The organism is Sorangium sp. So ce281, from assembly GCF_051527395.1.
Taxonomy (GTDB): Bacteria; Myxococcota_A; Polyangia; order Polyangiales; family Polyangiaceae; genus Sorangium; species Sorangium cellulosum_B.
Genome location: NZ_CP150322.1, coordinates 8,855,410 through 8,876,852 on the forward strand (window position 1 = coordinate 8,855,410; position 21,443 = coordinate 8,876,852).

13 protein-coding genes and 1 pseudogene are annotated in these 21,443 nt (G+C 69.8%); 7 read left to right on the forward strand and 7 right to left on the reverse strand.

The window, feature by feature from the left end:
• Positions 1–103: 103 nt before the first annotated feature.
• From WMF27_RS33650 to WMF27_RS33665, 4 genes are all read left to right on the forward strand, one after another.
• Positions 104–547, forward strand: coding sequence for a hypothetical protein (locus WMF27_RS33650; RefSeq protein ID WP_437764772.1), 444 nt, complete (start codon positions 104–106; stop codon positions 545–547).
• Between the two features lie 467 nt (positions 548–1,014).
• Positions 1,015–1,164, forward strand: a complete 150-nt coding sequence (locus WMF27_RS33655) for a hypothetical protein (protein WP_437764771.1) — start codon at positions 1,015–1,017, stop codon at positions 1,162–1,164.
• Between the two features lie 649 nt (positions 1,165–1,813).
• Positions 1,814–5,809 carry an RHS repeat-associated core domain-containing protein gene (locus WMF27_RS33660; protein ID WP_437764770.1) on the forward strand — a complete coding sequence of 1,332 codons (3,996 nt, stop codon included), beginning with the start codon at positions 1,814–1,816 and terminating at the stop codon, positions 5,807–5,809.
• Positions 5,810–6,288: 479 nt separating this feature from the next.
• Positions 6,289–7,542, forward strand: a complete 1,254-nt coding sequence (locus WMF27_RS33665) for a hypothetical protein (protein WP_437764769.1) — start codon at positions 6,289–6,291, stop codon at positions 7,540–7,542.
• A gap of 216 nt (positions 7,543–7,758) precedes the next feature.
• Here the strand turns inward: WMF27_RS33665 and WMF27_RS33670 are convergent, their stop codons facing one another.
• On the reverse strand, positions 7,759–9,558 hold the full coding sequence (locus tag WMF27_RS33670) for a hypothetical protein (protein WP_437764768.1): 1,800 nt from the start codon (positions 9,556–9,558) through the stop codon (positions 7,759–7,761).
• 295 nt (positions 9,559–9,853) lie between these two features.
• Between WMF27_RS33670 and WMF27_RS33675 the strand changes: the two genes are divergently transcribed.
• Positions 9,854–10,741 carry a class I SAM-dependent methyltransferase gene (locus WMF27_RS33675; RefSeq protein WP_437769975.1) on the forward strand — a complete coding sequence of 296 codons (888 nt, stop codon included), beginning with the start codon at positions 9,854–9,856 and terminating at the stop codon, positions 10,739–10,741.
• A gap of 21 nt (positions 10,742–10,762) precedes the next feature.
• Here WMF27_RS33675 and WMF27_RS33680 read toward each other — a convergent pair whose 3' ends face one another.
• Together WMF27_RS33680 and WMF27_RS33685 are read right to left on the reverse strand one after the other, a co-directional pair.
• Positions 10,763–10,960 carry a hypothetical protein gene (locus tag WMF27_RS33680; protein WP_437764767.1) on the reverse strand — a complete coding sequence of 66 codons (198 nt, stop codon included), beginning with the start codon at positions 10,958–10,960 and terminating at the stop codon, positions 10,763–10,765.
• A 171-nt stretch (positions 10,961–11,131) separates the two neighbouring features.
• Positions 11,132–12,304, reverse strand: a complete 1,173-nt coding sequence (locus tag WMF27_RS33685) for a transposase (protein ID WP_437764766.1) — start codon at positions 12,302–12,304, stop codon at positions 11,132–11,134.
• A 400-nt stretch (positions 12,305–12,704) separates the two neighbouring features.
• On the opposite strand from WMF27_RS33685, the gene WMF27_RS33690 reads away from it, so the two are divergent.
• Both WMF27_RS33690 and WMF27_RS33695 read left to right on the forward strand, forming a co-directional pair.
• Positions 12,705–14,717, forward strand: a complete 2,013-nt coding sequence (locus tag WMF27_RS33690) for a hypothetical protein (protein ID WP_437764765.1) — start codon at positions 12,705–12,707, stop codon at positions 14,715–14,717.
• A gap of 1,013 nt (positions 14,718–15,730) precedes the next feature.
• Positions 15,731–16,525, forward strand: coding sequence for a methyltransferase domain-containing protein (locus WMF27_RS33695; protein ID WP_437764764.1), 795 nt, complete (start codon positions 15,731–15,733; stop codon positions 16,523–16,525).
• Between the two features lie 73 nt (positions 16,526–16,598).
• Here the strand turns inward: WMF27_RS33695 and WMF27_RS33700 are convergent, their stop codons facing one another.
• The 4 genes and pseudogenes from WMF27_RS33700 to WMF27_RS33715 form a co-directional block, all read right to left on the reverse strand.
• The gene (locus WMF27_RS33700; RefSeq protein ID WP_437764763.1) at positions 16,599–18,158 is read right to left on the reverse strand and encodes an ABC transporter permease/substrate-binding protein; all 1,560 of its coding nucleotides are present in this window, start codon (positions 18,156–18,158) and stop codon (positions 16,599–16,601) included.
• Positions 18,155–18,931 (reverse strand): ABC transporter ATP-binding protein, encoded by a 777-nt coding sequence (locus WMF27_RS33705; protein WP_437764762.1) that lies wholly within the window; start codon positions 18,929–18,931, stop codon positions 18,155–18,157. Before WMF27_RS33705 ends, WMF27_RS33700 begins: the two co-directional genes overlap by 4 nt.
• A gap of 741 nt (positions 18,932–19,672) precedes the next feature.
• Positions 19,673–20,815 carry a transposase gene (locus WMF27_RS33710; protein WP_437943254.1) on the reverse strand — a complete coding sequence of 381 codons (1,143 nt, stop codon included), beginning with the start codon at positions 20,813–20,815 and terminating at the stop codon, positions 19,673–19,675.
• Positions 20,816–21,051: 236 nt separating this feature from the next.
• Positions 21,052–21,441: pseudogene (locus WMF27_RS33715) on the reverse strand (transposase zinc-binding domain-containing protein); the annotation flags it as partial.
• Positions 21,442–21,443 lie beyond the last annotated feature (2 nt).

Sequence of the window (21,443 nt, forward strand, 5' to 3'; positions counted from 1 at the left end):
CTCGGGGCATGCGGCCTTCGTCGCCGCCGCGACCGGGAAAAGCGGTTCGAGCCGCCGGATGAGATGCTGCACGAGCTGTCACGAAGGGAGAAGGAATATGGTCATGAAGCGCGTCTTGATCGCGATGTGCCTGATCGTCGCTGCATGTGGGGGTGAGGAGGACGACGCGCCCGTCGCGTGGGAGGACATGAGCTTCGATCAGCGCTTCGCGTTCATGGAGGATGTCGTCCTGCCGGAGATGAAGGAGACCTTCGTCGCGTTCGACGCGAAGTTCGAGGGAATGACGTGCGTGACCTGTCACGGCAGCGGCGCGGCCAACGGGACCTTCGCGATGCCGAGCCCCGACCTCCCCCCGCTTCCCGCCACCGAGGAGGCGTTCGCCGAGTACGTGAAGGATCCGGAGATCGAGCGGTGGGGCACATGGATGTTCGAGACGGTCATGCCTCGGATGGCCGATGTGCTGCAGATCGCCGCGTACGACCCGATGACCAACACCGGCGACTTCTCGTGCAATGGCTGCCACACGCTTGAGGGCGTCGAGCAGTGAAGCCGCCGGGCACGCCGCCGGCGGAGATGCAAACGTAGCGGATGGGTGGGCCTCGACGTCGAGCGTGAAAGGTGAAAGGCTCCGGCGGCGACATCGCAATGCGCTCGGCAGGCAGATGCTCGGGCAGCTTCTGCCGTCCGTGCGGGCGGATGTGACGCCCCTTGTCCCCGCCTCCGGATGAGCTGCCCGGCGCTGCGCCATTGCCCTGCGGCGGAGAGCGCCCCGCTCGGCCACACCGGAGCCGCCCTCAGCGTCGAAACAGGCGGAAACCACAAAATTGCTACTGTTTCCGGCCGCCGCTCGTCATCGGTCGTTTTTTCTGGCGGGACGATTCCGCGGGGGCGAACCGGTGCGAGCCGTCGGATGCCCCGGGATTTGGTGAGAGCGTGACGACGGATCGCACTCCCTCGGAAGGCATGGGCCCAACCCGGGCCCAAGGGCCAAGCCTCGGGCCTGGGGAGCTCGCTGTGACCGGGCCGTCGCCTCGGGCGGCCGTGGTCGCCTCGCTCGCCAGCATCCTGAGCCGCGCCGTCGCCCTCGGGGACGAGGCGGCGGCCCGGGTCGTTCACCAGGCGATCGGTCGATTGCTCGGGCTGCCGGCGGCATCGGAGGGGTGAGCTAGGCTGGACGGGGTGCGGTGCATCTTGCGCCGTGGGTGAAGTCTCAGGCGAAGAGCTCTTCCGTGCATGACCGAGTCATGCCCGCACCCCTGACGCCTACGCCGCCCCCCGCGCCGCCTCGACTACATTCGCGAGGCGAACCCGGCCGGGAATGGCGCTGGCAATGGGCTCGCCGGACGAGCTGGCCGGGAGCGTAGTCGCCGACCATGTCGATGTCATAGGGCGCTACGACCGCTGGGAGCTGCGCGCCGCTGCCGGCCGCGGTCACCTGGTCGCTGTTCAAGCGAGGGCTCTTCAGCAGCGCGTCGCGGTTCCAGGACGAGCAGTTCTACGAACTCTACGGGCCATCGCCGACGAGCTGCTTGCAGCGAGCGCCACTGACGTTACGAGCAGGAGGGCTCCCGCCGGCCCCCGGTCCGGCGATGGCGACCACCCGCGCGCCGACATCGAGCGCCCCGCCCTCGGGACGGGTAGCACGTCATCGCCCGAGTCTCCCGCGACGATGTATGCTGCGTCTGGAAGAATCCGTCTTGGCAGGAGTTTCGTTCGATGATGCTCCAGCGTCTCGCGCGGGCTTCCCGTGTAGCGTCTGGGCATCCGAGTTCTCATCTTGACAGGGTTGAGAATCGCTGGGGACCATGCCTGAATGGCGCGCACGGCTCCGGTCCCGAACATCCCTGCCATCCCTGGAATGAACCCTGGCGTCTGGATCATGGGCGGTGGAGGCGGCGGTGGTGGCAAGGGCGGCAGGGGCGGCAGCGGGAATGGAGACGCTCAGGGCGGGAGCGCTAACCATGGCGGCAACAACCCTGACGGCGGCGGCAAGGGGGCCAACGGCTGCGGAAATGGACAGGGAGCCGGTGCTTGCTCCAACCCGGTTCACGGCGGCTCCGGCGGCACCTCCGCCGGCGATCCGGTCGACGTGGTCACCGGCCGCGTCTTCACGCTGCCGACGCTCGACCTCGGCCTGCCCGGTCCGCTGCCGCTCGTAGTGCAGCGGCGCTACTCGTCCTCTGCGCGCGATCGCGACATGGGCCTTGGCTTCGGGTGGAACCACTCGCTCGCCTGGGAAATCGAGCTCTCCAGGCGCTCCGTGCGGATCACGCAGGACGACGGCACCGTGGTGACGGCCCCGCTGCTGGAAGAGGGCGAGACGCGGCCGCTGGTGGGGCAGATCGTGCTGCGTCGCGCGGCCTGGGGATTCGCGCTCACGACCGAGGACGGGCTCACGCTGTTGTTCAACGAGCGCCATCAGCTGGGGTCGCGCTACCGCCTGACCGCGCTCCTCGACCGCAACGGGAACTGCATCGAGCTGGGCTACGATGTCTCCGGCCTCGCCTGGATCCGCGATTGCGTTCAGCGCTTCGTGCGCGTCCGGCGAGAGCGCTCGGGCCGAATCGCGGCCTTCGAGGTGCGCACGGCCACGAGCCCATCCGGCTGGCACGCCTTCTTCACGTACCGCTATGACGAGCGCGGGAATCTTGTCGAGGCTACGGACGCCGAGGGACATGTGTGCCGGTACGCCTATGACGAGGAGCACCGCCTCGTCACCCACGCATACCGCAGTGGGCTCGTGGTCCACTACCGGTACGACCGTGAGGGACGCTGCATCGAGACCTGGGGTGAATACCCCGCTCAGGCGGACCCAAGCCTCGCGGCCGGGGTGCCTGCGTTCCTCGCGGACGGCGTGACGCGAGCGCGGGGCATATTCCATTGCAAGCTCGAGTTCTCGGGAGACGGCTACTCCGAAGTCGCGGACTCGCTCCGTGTCCGGCGCTTTTTCGGCAACAAGCACGGCAAGGTGGACAAGTCGACATGGGGCGCGGGCGTGCTCTTGCATGAGTATGACTCCCTCGGGAACATCGTCGCTTTTCGGGACGCCACGGGCGCGATGACGCGCTTCGAACGCGACGCGGCAGGGCGGGTCACAGCGGTCGTCGATCCGCTGGGCCGCCTGACGAAGTATGCCTTCGACGCTCGAGGCGCGCTGACCGAGCTCGTGCGCGCGGATGGGAGCGCGCTCCGGTATACGCGCGACGATCTGGGCAATCTGCTCGCGGTCGAGGACCGGCGCGGCGCCATCGTCATGTACGATTACGACGAGCGTGGGCTCGTGAGCGTGGCAACGCTCCCGAACGGGGGGGTGACCCGCTTCGAGCACGATGGGCACGGCAACCGCACGGCCGTGATCGAGCCGAACGGCGCGAAGAAGACGATCTATTACGACGACCTCGGCCGCGTCGTGGCAACCATGGATGCGCTCGGCGCCGTGACGCGCTACGCGTACGACGCGCGCGGCCTGCTGCGCACCGTTTCCGATCCAGCGGGCGGGGTCACCACGTTCGAGTTCGACGCCGAGGGGCGGCTGGCGCGGATCGTCGATGCGGCCAGGCGCGTCAGCAGGCTCACCTGGGGTGGGCTCAACGTGCTCTGCGAGGTGCAGCACGACGGCGCCGGGCCCATCCGGTACCGTTACAACCGCGAAGGCCACCTCCTCGAGGTGCACAACGAGCGCGGGCAGGTTCATCGCTTCGTTCGGAGCCTCGCAGGGCACGTGATCCGCGAGGAGCTGATGGACGGACGCACGCACGACTTCCGGCGCGATCTGTTCGGCCGGCTGACGCAGTGGCGGAGCAGCACCGGCGAGCTGGTCGAATACGAGTACGACGCAGCCGGGCAGTTGATCAAGCGGATCTACGACGGTGGAGTGGATGAATTTGCCTATGACGAGGTGGGGCGGCTGATCGATGCGCGAACGCCTGACACCGAGTGCTACCTGACATACGATGAGCGGGGCTGTCTTGTGAAGGAGGAGCAGATCACGCTCGGCGTCCGCCACACGATTGAAGCGGTCTGCGACTCCATGGGGCGAAGGACGCGGCGCGTCAGCTCGCTCGGGTACGTCGAGCACATGCATCGAGACATCATGGGCAAGATCGCGCGGATGGCGCTCGGCCGGGAGGTTGTGGACTTCCACTACGACGCGCTCGGTCGCGAGCGGCAGGCCGTCCTTCCGGGCGGCGGGCGCGTTCAGTACGACTTCGATCCGGCCGGTCGCCTCGCCCAGCGGCGCGTCTTCTCCGCGACAGCGCGCGCCGCGGTTGGACCGGGCGAGCCGGAGTGGGTTGGGCCCATCGCGCACGGGGTCGTTTCAGACACGCAGTATCGTTACTCCCCTGTAGGTCTTCTCGAAGAGGTTCTCGACGCGCGCCTCGGCGCGACGGGATACCGGTACGATCCCATGGGACAGCTCCTCGCCAAGATCCCTGCCCACGGGAGGGCGGAGCTCTTCGGCTTCGACGAGGTCGGCAACCTCTACGCCACCGACGCCGGTGAGCACGCGTACGATCGCGGCGGTGCCCTGTTGCGGCGGGGAGCAACGGCTTACGCCTACGACGAGCGCGCGCGTCTTGTGGAAAAGCGCCTCTCCGACGGGAGCCGCTGGAAGTACACCTGGGATGGACGCGGACGCCTGGCCTCGGTCGTCGCGCCCGACGGGCGCGTCGTGGAGTTCATTTACGACGCGTTCTGCCGGCGGCTGGCAAAGCGGGTTCGCTCCAGCCAAGGACAGCTCCTTGCCCTGACTCGCTTCATTTGGGATGATCAGCGCCTGCTCCACGAGGTGCGTGTGCGCGACGCGTCCCTGGATGTCCCGGTGACCGAGACGCGAACGTACGTTTTCCCGGATGGGAGCTTCGCTCCGCTGGCGCACATCGATGACGGCGGCGCGCCCCGGTTCTACGTGGGCGCGCCGAACGGATTCCCCGATCTTCTCGTGACGTCCTCGGGGCAGATCGCGGCCGAGCAGCGGGCGCGCGCGTTCGGCGCGGTGCAGGGAGAGGCATTCACGCCGCTGCGGTTTCCTGGCCAGTACGCGGATGAGGAGACCGGCCTTTGTTACAACAGACATCGCTATTACGACCCCGACATTGGCCGCTACATCAGCCCGGATCCCGTCGAGATCGTCCGCCGCTACGGCTTCGCCGACAACTCGCCGCTCAACACGGTGGACCTCGACGGCCTGCAGCCGATGACCACGACCATCCGGCGCTCCCAGATCAACCCGGACGGCAGCCGCACGCCCCTGCCGAACGCGAGCGGAGTGAGCATGGGGCTGCGCGACCCCGACAACCCGGTCGACATCCACCCGACAGTCTGGAACAACATGGCGCCGCAGGTGCCGATACAGAGCGACAATGGCAACACCAACTGGCAATTCCCCCAGGCGACGCGGCCTCCGGCGAACTGCTCAGAGCCCGCGGCGCTGAGCGAGCATCTCTATGACTACGAGCGACGGAACAACTTGCAGCGCGGGACATGCGGCTCGGCCAGCGACCCGAACAACCAGCACCTCCGCAGCGCGCTCCGAGAAATTACGGAGATCAGCTCCATCCAGCAGGGAGGCGGACCGCGCAACGCTTGTCCAAACTGCGGCGTGCTCATCGGCAACCTTCAGAGCCAGGCGCAACAGGGGGCGCCGCCAGACGAGGTGGTGGACCTGGTCGGCGTCACCAAACCGGATATCGATAAACCGAACCAGCGCTGGCAGGAAGCCATGAACCAGGGCGCGCAGACGAGGAGCGCGAGGAGCATCATGAACCCGCGTAATGCGGCTAGCCTGCGGGTGCAGATGCCGCGCTGAGGACCGTCATGGTGATCTCCCGTTTTGCGATCGAAACCCTCGCCAGTCGCGGCATCGTCCGCAGCGAGGCGCATCGTGCCGGCCGCGATCGACTGGAAAAATTGCTCCGTCTTTACGGGCTTCCCGCCCATGAAGCGCTGTTCGCCGCCGAGGCTGCGATTGGCGGCTTCGCCGGCTCGGACCGCGCACGGGACCCGCTGGAGCTCCCGCTCCGCGGTTCCTTCGGCCCCCCTTCGCGAGACTGGTGGGAGATCCTCCTGGGTCCAGGCGCACTGTTGGGACGCAACATCACGAGGGCGCTGTCCCGCGCCGGCTTTTGGCCCATCGGGATCAGCGCACCTTTCGCGGCGTTCGCGGGGCTCGACCCGTACCTCCACGTCTCTCACGACCGTGCGGAACGCTCCCAGGGAATGGTCGATTTCCTGCTAGCCGAGGACGGCACCGTCTCCGTGGAAGGCTCTTCGACGGGAAACGCGCCGGTGCCCTACGCAACGTCCCCCGTGATCCTGGTCGAGAAGCTCGCGCGCTTCCTCGACATCGCGCAGCGCGGCCTCCACCACCTGCGCCTCGAAGCCCGCCCGCGCGCTGGCGCCCGGCTCGCGGAGGCGCTCGGCGCCCGGCCTGTGGCGGTGGCGAGCGATGCCTACCACACGGTCTGGGACGCCGAGGATCTTGTCATCCTCGACGGGCACCCCTCGGGCGCCGCTCCGGACCGGACGCTCGTCTTCGCCAGGTCGGTCGAGCGGCTCGCCCGGGCAGTCGAAGCGCTCGCGGGCTCGCCGGCGGTCGCGGCGATCGCCTGCAACGAGGTCACCGTGGCTCTCCGCGATCCGGGCGAAGCCCCCGCGCCGGCGAGCTGCGGGCTCGTGCCCATCGGCCTGGACCGGCCCGAGGAGCGGGGAGCGCTGCGCGTCGAGCGCACCGCAATAGGCGTCTCCCTCGTCCAGGAGCGCGACTTCGGCGGGCGTGTGCTCGAGCGCCACGAGCTCCCGCCGGCGGGCGGCCGGCTCGCGCGCACGCGATGGATGCTCGCTGCCGAGGGGTTCCGGGGCGTGCTCACCGACCGCGCGGTGAACGCCCTGCGCGCTCGGGGGGTGCTCCGGGATCCGCAGCGCTCCGCCTCGCGCGCCCGCCTCGAGGAGCTGCTCGCGCCTCACGGCGTCGCGGCCAGCGAGCCGCTGCTCGCGTTCGAGCGGCACGCGGGCGGCCTCTGTGTCTCCCGCGACCAGGGCGAGCACTACTGGCTGGGCCCCGCGCTCGAGCTCGAGGGCGGCGTCCTGCCCCGCGACGGGTTGGTGCCGATCGGCGCCTTCTCCAGGGGCCTGTACTTCATGGCGGCCGACGGCGCGATCCTCGCCGACGACGGGGTGGTGGAGCGCTTCGTCTTCGCCGACTCGTGGCGCATCTTCCTGGAGCGGTTCGCCCTGGGGCACGAGGCTCCAGACGTGATCCCGGGGTGGCCGGCCCGCCACCGCGCGAGCCTCTCCGAGGACGTGGGCGAGGCGCTGGCGCGGGCTCTCGGCGTCCCGCGCGCGCCCGAGCTCAGCGACCGGACGCAGTCGTTCTGGACGAGCGACGACCTGGTGATCTGGTCGACGCCCGCCTACCTCGAGTTCTGCGTGTCCCCCTGTATCCTCTACGCGGACGAACCTGCGGTGATCGAGCAGGCGCTCGCATGGATCCAGGCGAACCACCCTGAGCTGAGCATCGAGCGGAGCGAGGCCACGCGCTGATCGAGCGCCGGCACCGGCCGCCCCCCCTGTTCCTGCCGCCGCAGGCTGTGGAATGAACGCAGCCCCGTTGACGACGCGGCGGCGGAGGGCGCCCCATTGGGCCACATCGGAGCTGCCCTCGACGGGGAGACAGGCGGAAACTATGAAAATCGCTGCTGTTTCCAGCGACCACTCGCTATCGACCGGTTGTTCTGGCGGGATTCCTGACACGCGGAGCTAGCCAAACGCCCCCGAGGCGGCCGCGGGGCGGAGGCCCTCGATCAGGGCCGCGCGATAGCGGTGTCGCGCCGCGGAGAGGCGCAGCGCCTCGCCCTGGTCCGCGAGCGACGCTGCGGCCATCGCGGCGTGACCCAGACGCAGGAGCGTGTAGGCGAGGAGATACGCCGGCAGGCGCCGCTCGGGATCATCGCCGGAGCGGCGCCGATACCGCTCCAGGAAGGCGCGCCGGGCGCCTCGCGGCATCCGCCACTCGACGATGGCGCCGGCGAGATCCCAGGCGATGTCCGTGGGGCCAGGGAGGAAATGATCGTCGCCGTGCCCGCAGGCGTCCACCTTGACCAGCTCACCCGCGGCGGACCTGCGCCACTCGTGAGGATCCATCCTGCCATCGACGATCACCGGACGCGCGAGCTCCAGGTGGAGCTCCCCCGGGAGCTCCCTCCGCATCTCCAGCGAGAAATTGGTACGTGCCATCGCAATGAGCTCGTCGGCCGCAGGGCTCGGCGCAGGGAAGGCCGAGGCGCGAAAGGCGCAGTAGTCGGCGAGGCGCTCGAGCTCCGCGGCGGACAGGTCATCGGCCTGGAGCGGGCGGCCAGGGAGCCATGGATACGAGCAGAATCCCTGGCCCTCGTCGCGCGGCTCTGGCCCAAAGCCGGCCCGGAAGACGCCTTGAGCCCGCTCCAGACACTCCGCCCCGTAGCGGCCCATCCCTTCGAACTTGAGGATCCGGCGTTCCTCGCGGGAAAGGCATTTGAGGCGCTCCATGGACGTCCAGGAGGGCGGCCAGCGCGATTCGTCCTCATAGCAGCGGCGGCGCCACGCCCCGGCGCCGATGGGCTCGCCCGCGTCGCCGGGGAGCAGGGCCCCGCCCTCGGCGCGCTCCGAGCGGAAGGACCGCCACCGGCGGGCGCCGTCCGGCGCGACGAGCGCGTCGGGATCGGGCGCGCGGGAGCCGAGGAAAACGATGGTGGCGCGCGGGACGCCCGCGCGGACCAGGGCGTCTCCGGCGGCGAGGAACGAGGCGCCGCTGAGGCCAGGCCCCTCGTCGACGACCCAGAACCGCGCTCCCTCGGCGATGCCGTCCTCGACCCAGCGGAGCTGCCCGGCGTCGAGCTCGACGCGGCGGTCGTAGGGGTGACCTGACGGGCGCACGGTGGTGCGCCCGGCCCGGATCCCCTGCCCGCGGAGCGCCGCGGCCGTCACCGCGCTCAGCGTCGTGCCGATGCTGCGGATACCGACGATTCGGACCGGCGCCGGCGGGGACGCGAGCCGCTCGGCCAGCCGGGCGAAATCGAGCGGGTGGAGCGCATAGAACGAGAACCCCTCGGGCGGCGACGTCGAGACGACCGCCGGGACCTCGACGGCCGCCAGGGCCTCGGGCGTGGCCAGACGTCTGGCTGTCCGTGGGAAAGACCTCGCGCACGACACCGTGGCCGACGCCGGGTTGCTCGACGCGCTCGCGGCGTGCATCGAGGTGCGCATCGGCGTCCCCAGCGTGGCGCTGAGAGCCTGCGCGCCTGCTGCGAGGGCCGCTGGCTCGACTCGCCGCCGCAGGCGCGCGACGCCGTGGTCGAGGTGCTCGGAGCGCAGGTGCAGCCGTTCCACCTGGTGCGCCGCCGGATCCTGCACGGTCGCCACGCCCGCCTCGAAGTGGCCCTCGCCGAGACGCTCGCGCTCGCGAAGCCCGCTGCGCGCGAGGTGCGCGTGCCCGAGCCTGTCGCGCCCGCGCTCCCGTGGAGCGATGGGCCCTGGCCGCCAGTCGAGGAGCTGCCGCGGCTCGGCCGCGCTCTGGCGCACTCGGTCGTGGCCACCTACGTGACGTCCATCGGCGCCGCGCGCGCTCACCGGGCGTCACCCGATCTCGCTCGCCGATTATCTCGCGCAGCTGCAGCAGACGCTCGGCGGCCCCTGAACTGAACCGAGGTGAGGCATCACGGTCGAGTCCGCCCCACGGGGCCGGCCCTCGGACGCGCGAGCGTTGTCATTTGGCGACGTCGCCGGTAGTACGCGCTGACCCTCCCGTTTCCGAGCGGCGAGCGGCCGCCGCCGCACGACCACCAGCCCGGCGCCCGAAAGAAAGGGCACCCCTGTGATGCATTACTCGAACGTTCGCTACCTTCAATCGAAGCAACCCATCGACGACCGCGCGCTCAACCGCCAGGTGCTCGACGCGCTGCAGCAGTTCATTCGGAGCAAGCCCGCGACGTTGCGCGTGCTGGAGCTCGGCGCTGGCGTCGGCACGATGGTGTCGCGCCTGGCGGACTGGAACGTGCTCGGGCGGGCCGAGTACACGCTGGTCGATCGCGACGGCGACAGCCTGGCCGCGGCGCGGCAGCACCTCGAGCGCTGGGGCACCGTCACTCAGTCGAGCGCCGATGCCATCGCGGTCGAGCGGGGCGATTGCCGCCTCGACGTGGAGTTCGTGCGCTCTGACCTGTTCGCGTTCCTCGACGCGGCGAGCCGCGGCGAGCGATACGATCTCGTGTTCGCGAACGCCGTCCTCGACTTGACGGATCTCGAGCCGACGTTGCCCCGGATCTGGGGTGCGCTCGCGCCCGGAGCGGGGTTCTGGTTCACGATCAACTTCGACGGAGAGACGATCTTCTTGCCCGAGCACCGCCACGATGGGGCCGTCGTGTCGCTCTATCACGGTACGATGACGGCCGACGCCCAGGGCACCCGGGCAGGCCACCCGCAGACGGGGCGCCGCCTCTTGCTGGAGATCCCCAAGTCCGGCGCCGCCCTCGTCGCTGCCGGCAGCTCCGACTGGGTGGTGTTTCCAGCAGACGGCCGCTACCCCGGAGATGAAGCGTATTTTCTTCATCACATCCTGGAGACCGTTCACACGGCGCTCGCCGGGCATCCGCAGCTCGACGCCGCGGCGTTGGACGAATGGCTCACCGCTCGGCACGCGCAGGTCGAACGCGCGGAGCTCGCCTACATCGCCCATCAGCTCGACCTGTTCGGTCGAGTGCCCTGAAGCTCGCCAGCCCTCGCTCGCTCACTCGAGCCAGAGATCGAAGCAGAGCAGAGAACCGCCAGCGACATCGATCTCGAGCAAGCGCTCCTCGCCCGCATGCGCGCGGGTATCGAACTGAAAGAACTGCTGTCGCATATGAGCCGGGCGCGTGGGGACCTGGCCCATGGGTACGCCGTCGACCCAGGCAGCGATCGCGCCGCACAGCGGATAGGAAACCATAGAGCTCTCGCCCGTGTCACGCCCCGCGGGAACGGCGCCGGGCGAGCCGTCTATCGCGCATCAAACACCCGCTCGCCCCGTCGCAGGGCCCGCGCGCCGTGCATTGGGTGCAGCTCTGGCTCGACGACCGCGACGTGCGTTCGCCATGACGGGCTCGGGCCGAGTGCCCACCTACGCCGCGTCGAACCCGAACGCCATCGGTTCCCACGTTGGAGCGCGCGCGGGTGCTGCCGTTCGGGGCTGCGAGGGCAAGTTCAGATGATCGAGGATGCGGCGCACCACCGCTGAGTCGGTGTTCGTGGAAAGCACGCGCATCCTCCGTTCACATCTCGGGCAGCGGAGCGCATCGAAGCCGAACGAACGCTTCATGAGCACGGCCCACTCGACGTAGCGCGACGTTGCGAACAACTCCCCTTCGAGCAGCCGCCCCCAGTGCAAGACCGAGATCAGGGTCGGCTCAACTCGCACCGTGGGCTCGGCATGCGCGAGCGACCTCGCTGAGAGCGCCGGCGGAGCGCACGGCGACGCGGGCGCGGGCGATGCGGGCGCGGGCGCGGGCGCGGCGGGCAGAGGCGCGTGCCCCGCGCACGGCTCAGACTTCGCGGCGCGGGCCGGAGGTCTGGGTGTCACGAGAGAGCGCCACGACGAGCGAGGCGCGAACACGCCATGGTATCTCACAAGCGGGATCTTCGGCGGAGGAATCAAAGCCGCGAGCCGGGCCATGAACTCCATTGGACTCATGAGGCGGTGAGTGCGTCCCCGCCGAGGTGTGTTCAGCAAGTACGCTATACGCCCATCGGGCAGGAGCTCGATTCGATCGAGTGCGAAGGCCGGGCGGGAGCAGTACCGCACGAGCCTCTCGCGCGCGGATCGTCGACCGCCGTCATCCGCTGCGATGCGCACCGCGCAATGCACGTCGAACCCGTCGCACGCCGCGGAGAAGCGTCGCTCTCGGCGCTCGAAAGCCGCGCCGGGACTGTCCTTGTGCTCGAAAGGCCGCGCAAGATACGCTCCACCTGCGAGTGCGAGCTGGGTACACGCATCGAGCGCGGAGGGCTCGATGGTCTCGTCGCTGCGCTCCTCGGCCGCGCGCTCGTCGAGGTAACCGCGGCGCCGTAGCCAAAGAAGCGCACGCTCGCGCACCCGTCGCGCCACCTCGCTGACATCGTCCTTTGAAGGCGGCGGCGCATCGTGGAAGCGCACGCCCATGGCGGTCTTCTCGAAAACGCCGTCGATTGCCAGCGTGTGAAAATGGACGTGAACGTTCAAGCTCGAGCCGAATCTCTGAGGGAACCCGACCGAGCCCGTCCGTGCGCCGGCGATGCTCGCGAGCCGCGTGGTCACGCGGGCGATCTCCTCCGCGAAGATGCGCTCCGTCGCCGCGAGGACGTCGGACCTTTTGGCCGCAAGCGCAGCGCCCGCGACGGCTCGGAGTCGGACGTCGATTGCGGCGGCAGCTGCGACAAGAAGTGCGCGACCGGCCAGGCCTGCAACCGGGCCGGCGACTGCGAGAGCGCCGTGTGCCAGGACAGCCGATGCGTCGGGGCGACCTGCACCGACGGCGTGCCCAACGGCACCGAGAGCGACGTGGACTGCGGCGCCGACTGCGGGGGCTGCGAGGACGGCAAGATTTGCCGCTCGAGCAGGGACTGCCTCAGCGACGATTGCATCGACGGGGTGTGCGGCCCCACCTGCTCGGATGGCTACTCCAACTGCGATCGCCAGGTCGAGGGGGGAGTGCGAGGTGAACCTGCGCGCCGACGTGGACAACTGCGGCGACTGCGGCCAGAAGTGCGCGCTGTCGCACGCGACGGCCGAGTGCCAGGGCGGCGCCTGCAAGGTCAAGGAGTGCGAGGCGCCTTACGCCGACTGCGACGGCGATCCCGAGAACGGCTGCGAGGTGAACACCTCGACGAGCGCGAGCCACTGCGGCGGGTGCGACGAGCTGTGCCCGGCCGTGAACGGCGACGCGTATTGCGAGGAGTCGGAGTGCAAGATCGAGTGTGACAAGGGCTTCTCCGACTGCAACGGCCTGATCGGCGACGGCTGCGAGAAGGCGATCACCCGCGACGTGCTGAACTGCAACGGGTGCGGTATCGAGTGCGTGCCCACGGAGGGCGGCAGGCCGTGGTGCCGCGACGGCGTGTGCGGCGAGACGATTTGCCCGGCCGGCAAGGGCGACTGCAACGGCGACCCCGACGACGGCTGCGAGGTGGATCTGGCCGCCGATCCGGAGAACTGCGTCACGTGCGGCGGCCTGTGCACGGTCGCCAACGGCACCGGCAAATGCACGGCCACCGGCTGCGCCATCGCCAGCTGCGCGCCGGGCTTCGCCGACTGCGGCGGCGGCTACGAGGACGGCTGCGAGACCAGCACGGAGACGAGCCTCGACCACTGCGGCGGCTGCGGCGAGGCCTGCACCATCGCCGGCGGCACCCCGAAGTGCGAGGGCGGCGACTGCAAGGTGAGGACCTGCAACAGCGGGATGGGCGACTGCGACGGCAACCCGGACAACGGTTGCGAGACGAACGTCAACTCCAACCAGACCCACTGCGGCGCCTGCGCGGCCGCCGGCGGCGTCGACTGCAACAGCATCTACGCGAACGCCACCGCGACCTGCCAGAGCGGCAACTGCACCTTCGTCGGCTGCAAGCCAAACTACGCCAACTGCAACGGCTCGATAACCGACGGCTGCGAGGCCAACGTCAGGACCGACGAGGGGCACTGCGGCGACTGCAGCACCCGGTGCAACACCATCCACACCACCAGCAACCAGTGCATCGACGGCACCTGCGACCCGGTGTGCACGACCGCGCAGTACGACGACTGCGGGGTACCGGAGAACGGCTGCAACATCGACCTGTGGAGCGATGAGGGCAACTGCCTCGGCTGCAACCTCGTGTGCCAGAGCGGGGCAAGCGCCCACGTCGTCAGCAACACCTGCGGCTCGTCGGGCTGCAGCCCGGTGTGCAGCGGCCTGTGGCGCGACTGCGACGGCGACGGCATGAACGGCTGCGAGAAGGACGTCTCCAGCGACGTCAACGCCTGCGGCGGTTGCAACACCCGGTGCCTCCAGGCGCACGCGAGCGCCACCGCCTGCAGGAGCGGCACCTGCGTGCCCACCTGCAACGCGGGCTGGAAGGCCTGCGGCGACCCGCGCGACGGCTGCACGACCCAGCTCGGCACCGCCGGCAACTGCGGCGACTGCGGCCACGTGTGCTCGGGGACGAGGTCCATCTGCTCGAACGGCAACTGCGTCGTCACGCCGGACATCATCGTCGTCAACTCGGCCACGACCGGCAGCGTGATCTCCAGCGGGAGCTCGACGCCCATCATCAACGTGACCCACGCGCTGCAGACGCCGCGGGACAACGATCGCATGGTCCTCGTCGGGGTCGTCGCCTCCGAGAACTCGCTCGTGCCGGAGAGCGTCACCTACGATGGCGCGCCGATGAGGCTCTTCAACAGGCAGGAGGTGCCGGGCGAGAAGAACGCCGCGGCGCACATCTACTACCTCCTGGACAGCGAGCTGCCGGCCACCACCGGCAACAGGCCCGTGGTGGTGCGGATGGCGAACTCGGCCAGCTGGGGCATGTACTTCGCCAACGTGGTGGAGCTGAAGGGCGGATGGTCGCGTAGAGCCGCCCTGTGGCCGGTGTTTGTAGGTTCATTGGCGACGGGAGTCGTCGAAACCCTGGGCCTCATGGACCTCGAAGCGAAGAGCTGTGTCATGCGAGTGAGGAATCGTCGTCGCTGACCGGAATGTACATTGGCAGGAGTCGAGCAGCGAGCTTAGAGCGCCGAACAAGACCGGACCGAGCCAGGCGGCCTAGGGCGGGTGCAGCGCTAGGCGCGACGAGGAGCCCTACTTTCGCAGGGCGACGAGGAGCAGCGACGCGATGCGCCCGCCCTCGGCCGCCTGGCGACGGGAGGTTATGAGAGGCGCTCTCAGCGCATGCGCCGTTGGTCCGAGCGACATCGTGACGACTCTCGCGAAGAGCGCGCGCAAGCCTGCCGCACATGACTCCACGCCTGCGCCGTCTACGCGGACCAGCCGCCCGAAAGTCGACCCGAAGCGCGCGAGCGCGTGCGCCCGACGGGCGAGCCTGACTACCTGCCCTGAAGCAGGAGCTGCGCCAGGTGATCTCGATTACGAGCGGAGCGACCTGGAGCAGGTGAGCGTGAACGTGGAGCGGAGCGGCGACTGCGACGTGCTGGAGCTGAACGTCGTGCTCTCCGAGCCGGCGCGAGCGGACGGTGCGCGCCGCCGCGTCCCGGGCGGGCGCCCGCGCCGCACGGAGCCTCTGACGCGCCGCGCGGGACGCGCCTCCCGTCGAAGGGCCCCGCCCTCACGCCAGCGACCACAACGCGTCCTCCAACAAGCCGCAGATCGAGACGCACAGAGAGCGCCGGGCGCCCCCGGTCCGCGCCACCCCGCCGGATCCGTCTCGCACATCCTGATGGTGCTGGAAGTCGAGGCGAGAATGTTCCATCATGAGAGACGGTTCCGGCTGCGCGCTCCGGTTCCGCTTCACCCAGGTATCCTCCCCGGCTGCGCCGGCCGGCTCGTGACGGAGAGAGAGGTGAGCTCGATCTCTCCGTGACAACCAGGGATCCACAGAACGATGTAGCGTGCGTGCCACGGACCAGGCGGCGGGTGGACGTGACGTTCAGGCTCCCGGCGTTGCTGCTGGGAGCGTGCAGCGCTTCACGCCCCTGGCCCTCTCCGAAAACCTGAAGATCGACCTGTGACCGTTTGCTGGAGGTGAGATGTTCGTTGAAAGCTTGAGGCAGCGCAAAGAGAGCATCGCGCGGTGGGAGGGCCGCGTCCGATTCCCTCGGCTCGACCCTGGCGTCGACCAGCACGAGGAATACTGCGAGATCGCTGTCGATGACCGCTGGGTCCCGTTGCGGATGCACGACTATGGCAAGATTTTTGCTGAGCCGGGGCTCTATGAGTACCTTTTCTATGATCGCCTGCAATGCCGATCACCGAGTCGGGTGGTGGGTCTGCTCGATGACGTCCGGCGCGATCTGGACATGAAGGGAGAGGTGCGAGCCCTGGACCTGGGGGGCGGCAACGGCATCGTCGCGGAGACGTTGCGCTCGTACGGCATCACCGACGTGTGGGGAATCGACATCCTGGAGCAGGCCAGGGCCGCGGCCGAGCGAGACCGCCCCGGAGCGTACTGCGGCTACATCGCGGGCGACATCTGCTCGCTGGCCGAGCGGGAGCGGCGGATGCTGGTCGACGCCCGCCTGAACACGATGACGTGCGTGGCGGCGCTGGGCTTCGGGGACATCCCCCACCAGGCCTTTATCGCCGCCGTGAACCTGATAGAAGACGGCGGCCTCCTGGCGTTCAATATCAAGGAGGCCTTCCTCGACGCGAAGTACAGCTTCGGGTTTTCGCACCTGATCCGGACGGTGCTCGAGCAGAAGATATGCCGCCTCGAGGCCAGCCGCCGCTATGTGCACAGGCGGTCGTCGCAGGGCGTGCCGATCTACTACACCGCGATGGTGGCCACCAAGCTGCGCCCCATCCCCGTCGACCTCATCGGCTGATCCGCTCGTCCCCGGAGGCAGCGCCGCGCCGCGCGCGGGGCTGGATCGGGGCCGATCCCCGCAGGTCGCGCGATCACAGCGTATCGCCAAGCCAGGCCGCGGCCTCGGCGGGCGTCTTCTTGTCCTCGTCGCGATCGACCATCAGGCTCGCTCGCCGCATCCGCTCGACCGGGATCGCTCCCAGCAGGGGCGAGAGCGCGGCGGTGACGCGCGCGTCGCCCCCGACGCGGGGCGAGAGGAGAATGACCGCGTCGTACGGCGGGAACGCATGGCGAGGATCGGAGAGGACGACCAGGTCGAGCGCGTCGATCCGGCCGTCGCTGGAGAACGCCGTGATCACGTCGACCTCGCCGCGCTCGACCGCGCCGTACATGAAGGTCGAGTCGAAGCTCGCCGCCTCCCGGAACCGGAGGCCATAGGCGTCGCGGGCGCTCCGCCACTCCGGACGCTGCAGGAACTCGTAGTCCGCGCCGAGGCGGAGCGACGGCGCGTGCCGCGCGAGGTCGTCGAGCGTCCGAATGGCGAGCTCTTCCGCGCGGTCGCGCCGCATCGCGAAGGCATAGGCGTTCTCGAACCCGAGCGGCCCGAGGCAGCGCACCCCCGCCTCCAGCGCGAGCCAGCCGGTGATCCCGGCGAGGACCTCCCATGACGGCCGGGCGTCGGTGCGCTTCATCGTGTTCGCCCAGACCGTCCCGGTATAGTCGACGTAGACGTCGATCTGGTCCTGCGCGAGCGCGTCGAAGGCAACCGTGGAGCCGAGGCTCTCTGCTTGATCCACGTCCAGGCCGGCGTCGCGGAGCCTCGCCGCGATGAGGGCCGCGAGCACGTATTGCTCGGTGAACGTCTTCGAGCCCACGCGAACCTCCGTGACGGCGCTCCGCTCGACGGGCAGCGTGGCGCTCGCCGCCGCCGTCCTCGGACCACCGCGCCCCCACGCGACGACGGCGTCGGCGACGGCGCTGGCACCCAGCACAAGGGCGAGCCCGATGCCGGCGCCGAGCGCGCGCGCTCGGCTCCGCGAGCGCGCCGCCGACTCGAGGAGCGCGATGAGCTGGTCGAGCACGAGCGCGAGCAGCGCAGCGGCCACGCAGCCGACGAGGACGGCCGTCCAGTTGCGCGTCTGGAGGCCGCCGAAGATGAAATTCCCGAGGCTCGTCTGCCCGATCGGCGTGGCCAGCGTGGCGGTGCCCACGACCCACACGGTCGCGGTGCGGATCCCCGCGAGGATGACCGGCGCAGCCAGCGGCAGCTCGACCCGTCGGAGCACCTGGCCGGAGGTCATCCCCATGCAGCGCGCCGCCTCGGTGAGGGCGGGATCGACGCCGGCGATCCCGGTGACGGTGTTCCGCAGGATCGGCAGCACGCTGTAGAGGACGAGCGCGACGAGGGCGGGCCAGAACCCGAATCCGCCGAGGAGCGGCACCATGAGCGCGAGCAGGGCGAGGCTCGGGATCGTCTGGATGACCCCCGCCGCCGCCAGCGCTGGCCACCTGAGGCGTGGGCTCCGGGCCAGGAGGATCGAGGCGGGCAGGCTCACGGCCACGCCGAGGGCGAGCGCGATCACCACGAGCGTGACGTGCTGGCCGAGGTAGCGCGGCAGCCGCACGAGCTGCTGCTGCAGGTTCTCGCTCATGCGCCGGCCACGCCCGCCCGCGTGAGGCGCTGGAGCTGCTCGATCTGGCGCCTGGGCGCCTGCATGAGCGCGCGGACGAGCTCCGTCGCGGGCGCCGAGAGCAGCTCGCGCGGCCGCGCGAGCTGGACGATGCGCCCCTCGTCCATGACCGCGATCCGGTCGGCGAGGAGCAGCGCTTCGGTCATGTCGTGGGTGACCATCAGCGTGGTGAGGCCGAGCTCCGTGTGGATGCGCCGGTACTCGGCCTGCAGCGCGTCGCGCGTCAGCGGGTCGAGCGCGCCAAAGGGCTCGTCCATCAGCATGACCTGCGGCTGCGCGGCCAGCGCGCGCGCGACCCCCACGCGCTGCGCCTGGCCGCCGGAGAGCTCGCGCGGCGAGCGGTGGCGGTAGCGCGCGGGCGAGAGGCGCACGAGCTCGAGGAGCTCGTCGACGCGGGCGTCGATCTTCTGGCGCGGCCAGCGGAGCAGCGCGGGGACGATCGCGATGTTCTCGGCGACGGTCATGTGCGGAAAGAGGCCTATCCGCTGGAGCACGTACCCGATCGACCGGCGCAGCGCGACAGGGTCCATGGCACGCGTGTCTTTGCCATTGACGACGATGGTCCCGCCGGTCGGCTCGATGACGCGATTCACCATCTTCAGCGTGGTCGTCTTCCCGCACCCCGATTGCCCGAGCAGGACGACGAGCTCCCCTCTGGCGATATGGAGCGACACCTCGCGGACGGCGAACACCGTGCCATCGAAGCTCTTCTTCACGGCGTCGAGCCGGATCATGGCGACCCTGCGTGGCCGGGCGAGGACGGGAAGAGGGTGGATCGATGCACGCCGTCGCGGACCATACGCCCGATCATCGAGGTCGCGCAACCCCGTCGGGGCGGCGCCGGGGCATGCGCCCAGCGCTCATTCCCCCCGCGACGACGCGTCGGAGCCGTCGGCCGCCTCAGCCCGCCTCGCCGTCGCGCTCCCGCGGGCGGCCACATCGCGAGCACCATGTCATTCACGCTGAAGCCGTGAAAGGCGCGCATCCGTCACCTCCCTGGAGGGGATAGAGGACACGTCCCCGCAGGGGATAGAGGAGATCGAGGAAGCGCTGGAGGCGAGTCCGGTCAGCGATGAAGAGATCGCCCCCTATCATGCGCTCGGGAGCCTGCGTGAGCCCGGGCGCCGAGGTGGGCCCTCGGAGGTGGTCGCCCCTCCGGAGCCGCCGGCAGCCCGAGCCGCTGGCCGCCACGTCGTCCCTGGGCGACGCGGTCCGATGGGGGGTGGATGAGCCAGCCGGCGGTCGCCCTCCGAGCGTGTGGTCCAGGGCAGGGGCGGCACGCGGTCCAGGCCGCCCCGGGAACGCCCTCCTGCATTTTCCGTCACGGAACGGCGCCGCGCCGGTCACGAGGCCGGTCGAGCCATGCACCGACCCCTGCAAGCCTCCCACCACGGCGCCGGCGGATAGGAAACCATAGAGCTCTCGCCCGTGTCACGCCCCGCGGGAACGGCGCCGGGCGAGCCGTCTATCGCGCATCAAACACCCGCTCGCCCCGTCGCAGGGCCCGCGCGCCGTGCATTGGGTGCAGCTCTGGCTCGACGACCGCGACGTGCGTTCGCCATGACGGGCTCGGGCCAGGTGCCCACCTGCGCCGCGTCGAACCCGAACGCCATCGGTTCCCACGTTGGAGCGCGCGCGGGTGCTGCCGTTCGGGGCTGCGAGGGCAAGTTCAGAGGATCGAGGATGCGGCGCACCACCGCTGAGTCGGTGATCGTGGAAAGCACGCGCATCCTCCGTTCGCATCTCGGGCAGCGGAGCGCATCGAAGCCGAACGAACGCTTCATGAGCACGGCCCACTCGACGTAGCGCGACGTTGCGAACAACTCCCCTTCGAGCAGCCGCCCCCAGTGCAAGACCGAGATCAGGGTCGGCTCAACTCGCACCGTGGGCTCGGCATGCGCGAGCGACCTCGCTGAGAGCGCCGGCGGAGCGCACGGCGACGCGGGCGCGGGCGATGCGGGCGCGGGCGCGGGCGCGGCGGGCAGAGGCGCGTGCCCCGCGCACGGCTCAGACTTCGCGGCGCGGGCCGGAGGTCTGGGTGTCACGAGAGAGCGCCACGACGAGCGAGGCGCGAACACGCCATGGTATCTCACAAGCGGGATCTTCGGCGGAGGAATCAAAGCCGCGAGCCGGGCCATGAACTCCATTGGACTCATGACGCGGTGAGTGCGTCCCCGCCGAGGTGTCTTCAGCAAGTACGCTATACGCCCATCGGGCAGGAGCTCGATTCGATCGAGTGCGAAGGCCGGGCGGGAGCAGTACCGCACGAGCCTCTCGCGCGCGGATCGTCGACCGCCGTCATCCGCTGCGACGCGCACCGCGCAATGCACGTCGAACCCGTCGCACGCCGCGGAGAAGCGTCGCTCTCGGCGCTCGAAAGCCGCGTCGGGACTGTCCTTGTGCTCGAAAGGCCGCGCAAGATACGCTCCACCTGCGAGTGCGAGCTGGGTACACGCATCGAGCGCGGAGGGCTCGATGGTCTCGTCGCTGCGCTCCTCGGCCGCGCGCTCGTCGAGGTAGCCGCGGCGCCGTAGCCAAAGAAGCGCACGCTCGCGCACCCGTCGCGCCACCTCGCTGCCATCGTCCTTTGAAGGCGGCGGCGCATCGTGGAAGCGCACGCCCGTGGCGGTCTTCTCGAAAACCCCGTCGATTGCCAGCGTGTGAAATGGACGTGAACGTTCAAGCTCGAGCCGAATCTCTGAGGGAACCCGACCGAGCCCGTCCGTGCGCCGGCGATGCTCGCGAGCCGCGTGGTCACGCGGGCGATCTCCTCCGCGAAGATGCGCTCCGTCGCCGCGAGGACGTCGGACCTTTGGGCCGCAAGCGCACGCAGCTCAAACGGAAGCGACATGACCCACTGCCTGACGGGCACGTCGGGCAAGATACGATCGACGAGCGTCGCCGCCTCATCGCACATCCGGCGCGAGGCGCAGCTGGGGCAGGGGCCGCGGAGCTTGCATGAGAAGGCGACGAGCACATCGTGACCGCAGCCATCGCAGTGACATCGGACGAAACCTCGCGCGAGAGCGCCACAGGCGAGGTAGCCATCGAAGGCGGCGACAACGTACTTCGGGAGCGGGGCCGCGTACGTGCGCGCTGCGTGCGCGACGTAGGTCGCGAGGTGCTCCTGAACAAGGCCATGCAACACGGTCTGATGCGGTTCGCGAGGCGCGTAGGCGTGCGGCGCTGGCCGCGAGGTCCTTGGACGCGCCGACAGCGGCCGAGACTCCGCTTGGGTGAGCATCC

Bases quoted from the DNA above. Each gene is read 5' to 3' on its own strand.
- WMF27_RS33650 (WP_437764772.1), top strand. From the start codon at position 104: ATGAAGCGCGTCTTGATCGCGATGTGCCTGATCGTCGCTGCATGTGGG.
- WMF27_RS33660 (WP_437764770.1), top strand. From the start codon at position 1,814: ATGGCGCGCACGGCTCCGGTCCCGAACATCCCTGCCATCCCTGGAATG.
- WMF27_RS33675 (WP_437769975.1), top strand. From the start codon at position 9,854: ATGCATTACTCGAACGTTCGCTACCTTCAATCGAAGCAACCCATCGAC.
- WMF27_RS33680 (WP_437764767.1), bottom strand. From the start codon at position 10,960: ATGGTTTCCTATCCGCTGTGCGGCGCGATCGCTGCCTGGGTCGACGGC.
- WMF27_RS33695 (WP_437764764.1), top strand. From the start codon at position 15,731: ATGTTCGTTGAAAGCTTGAGGCAGCGCAAAGAGAGCATCGCGCGGTGG.
- WMF27_RS33700 (WP_437764763.1), bottom strand. From the start codon at position 18,158: ATGAGCGAGAACCTGCAGCAGCAGCTCGTGCGGCTGCCGCGCTACCTC.
- WMF27_RS33705 (WP_437764762.1), bottom strand. From the start codon at position 18,931: ATGATCCGGCTCGACGCCGTGAAGAAGAGCTTCGATGGCACGGTGTTC.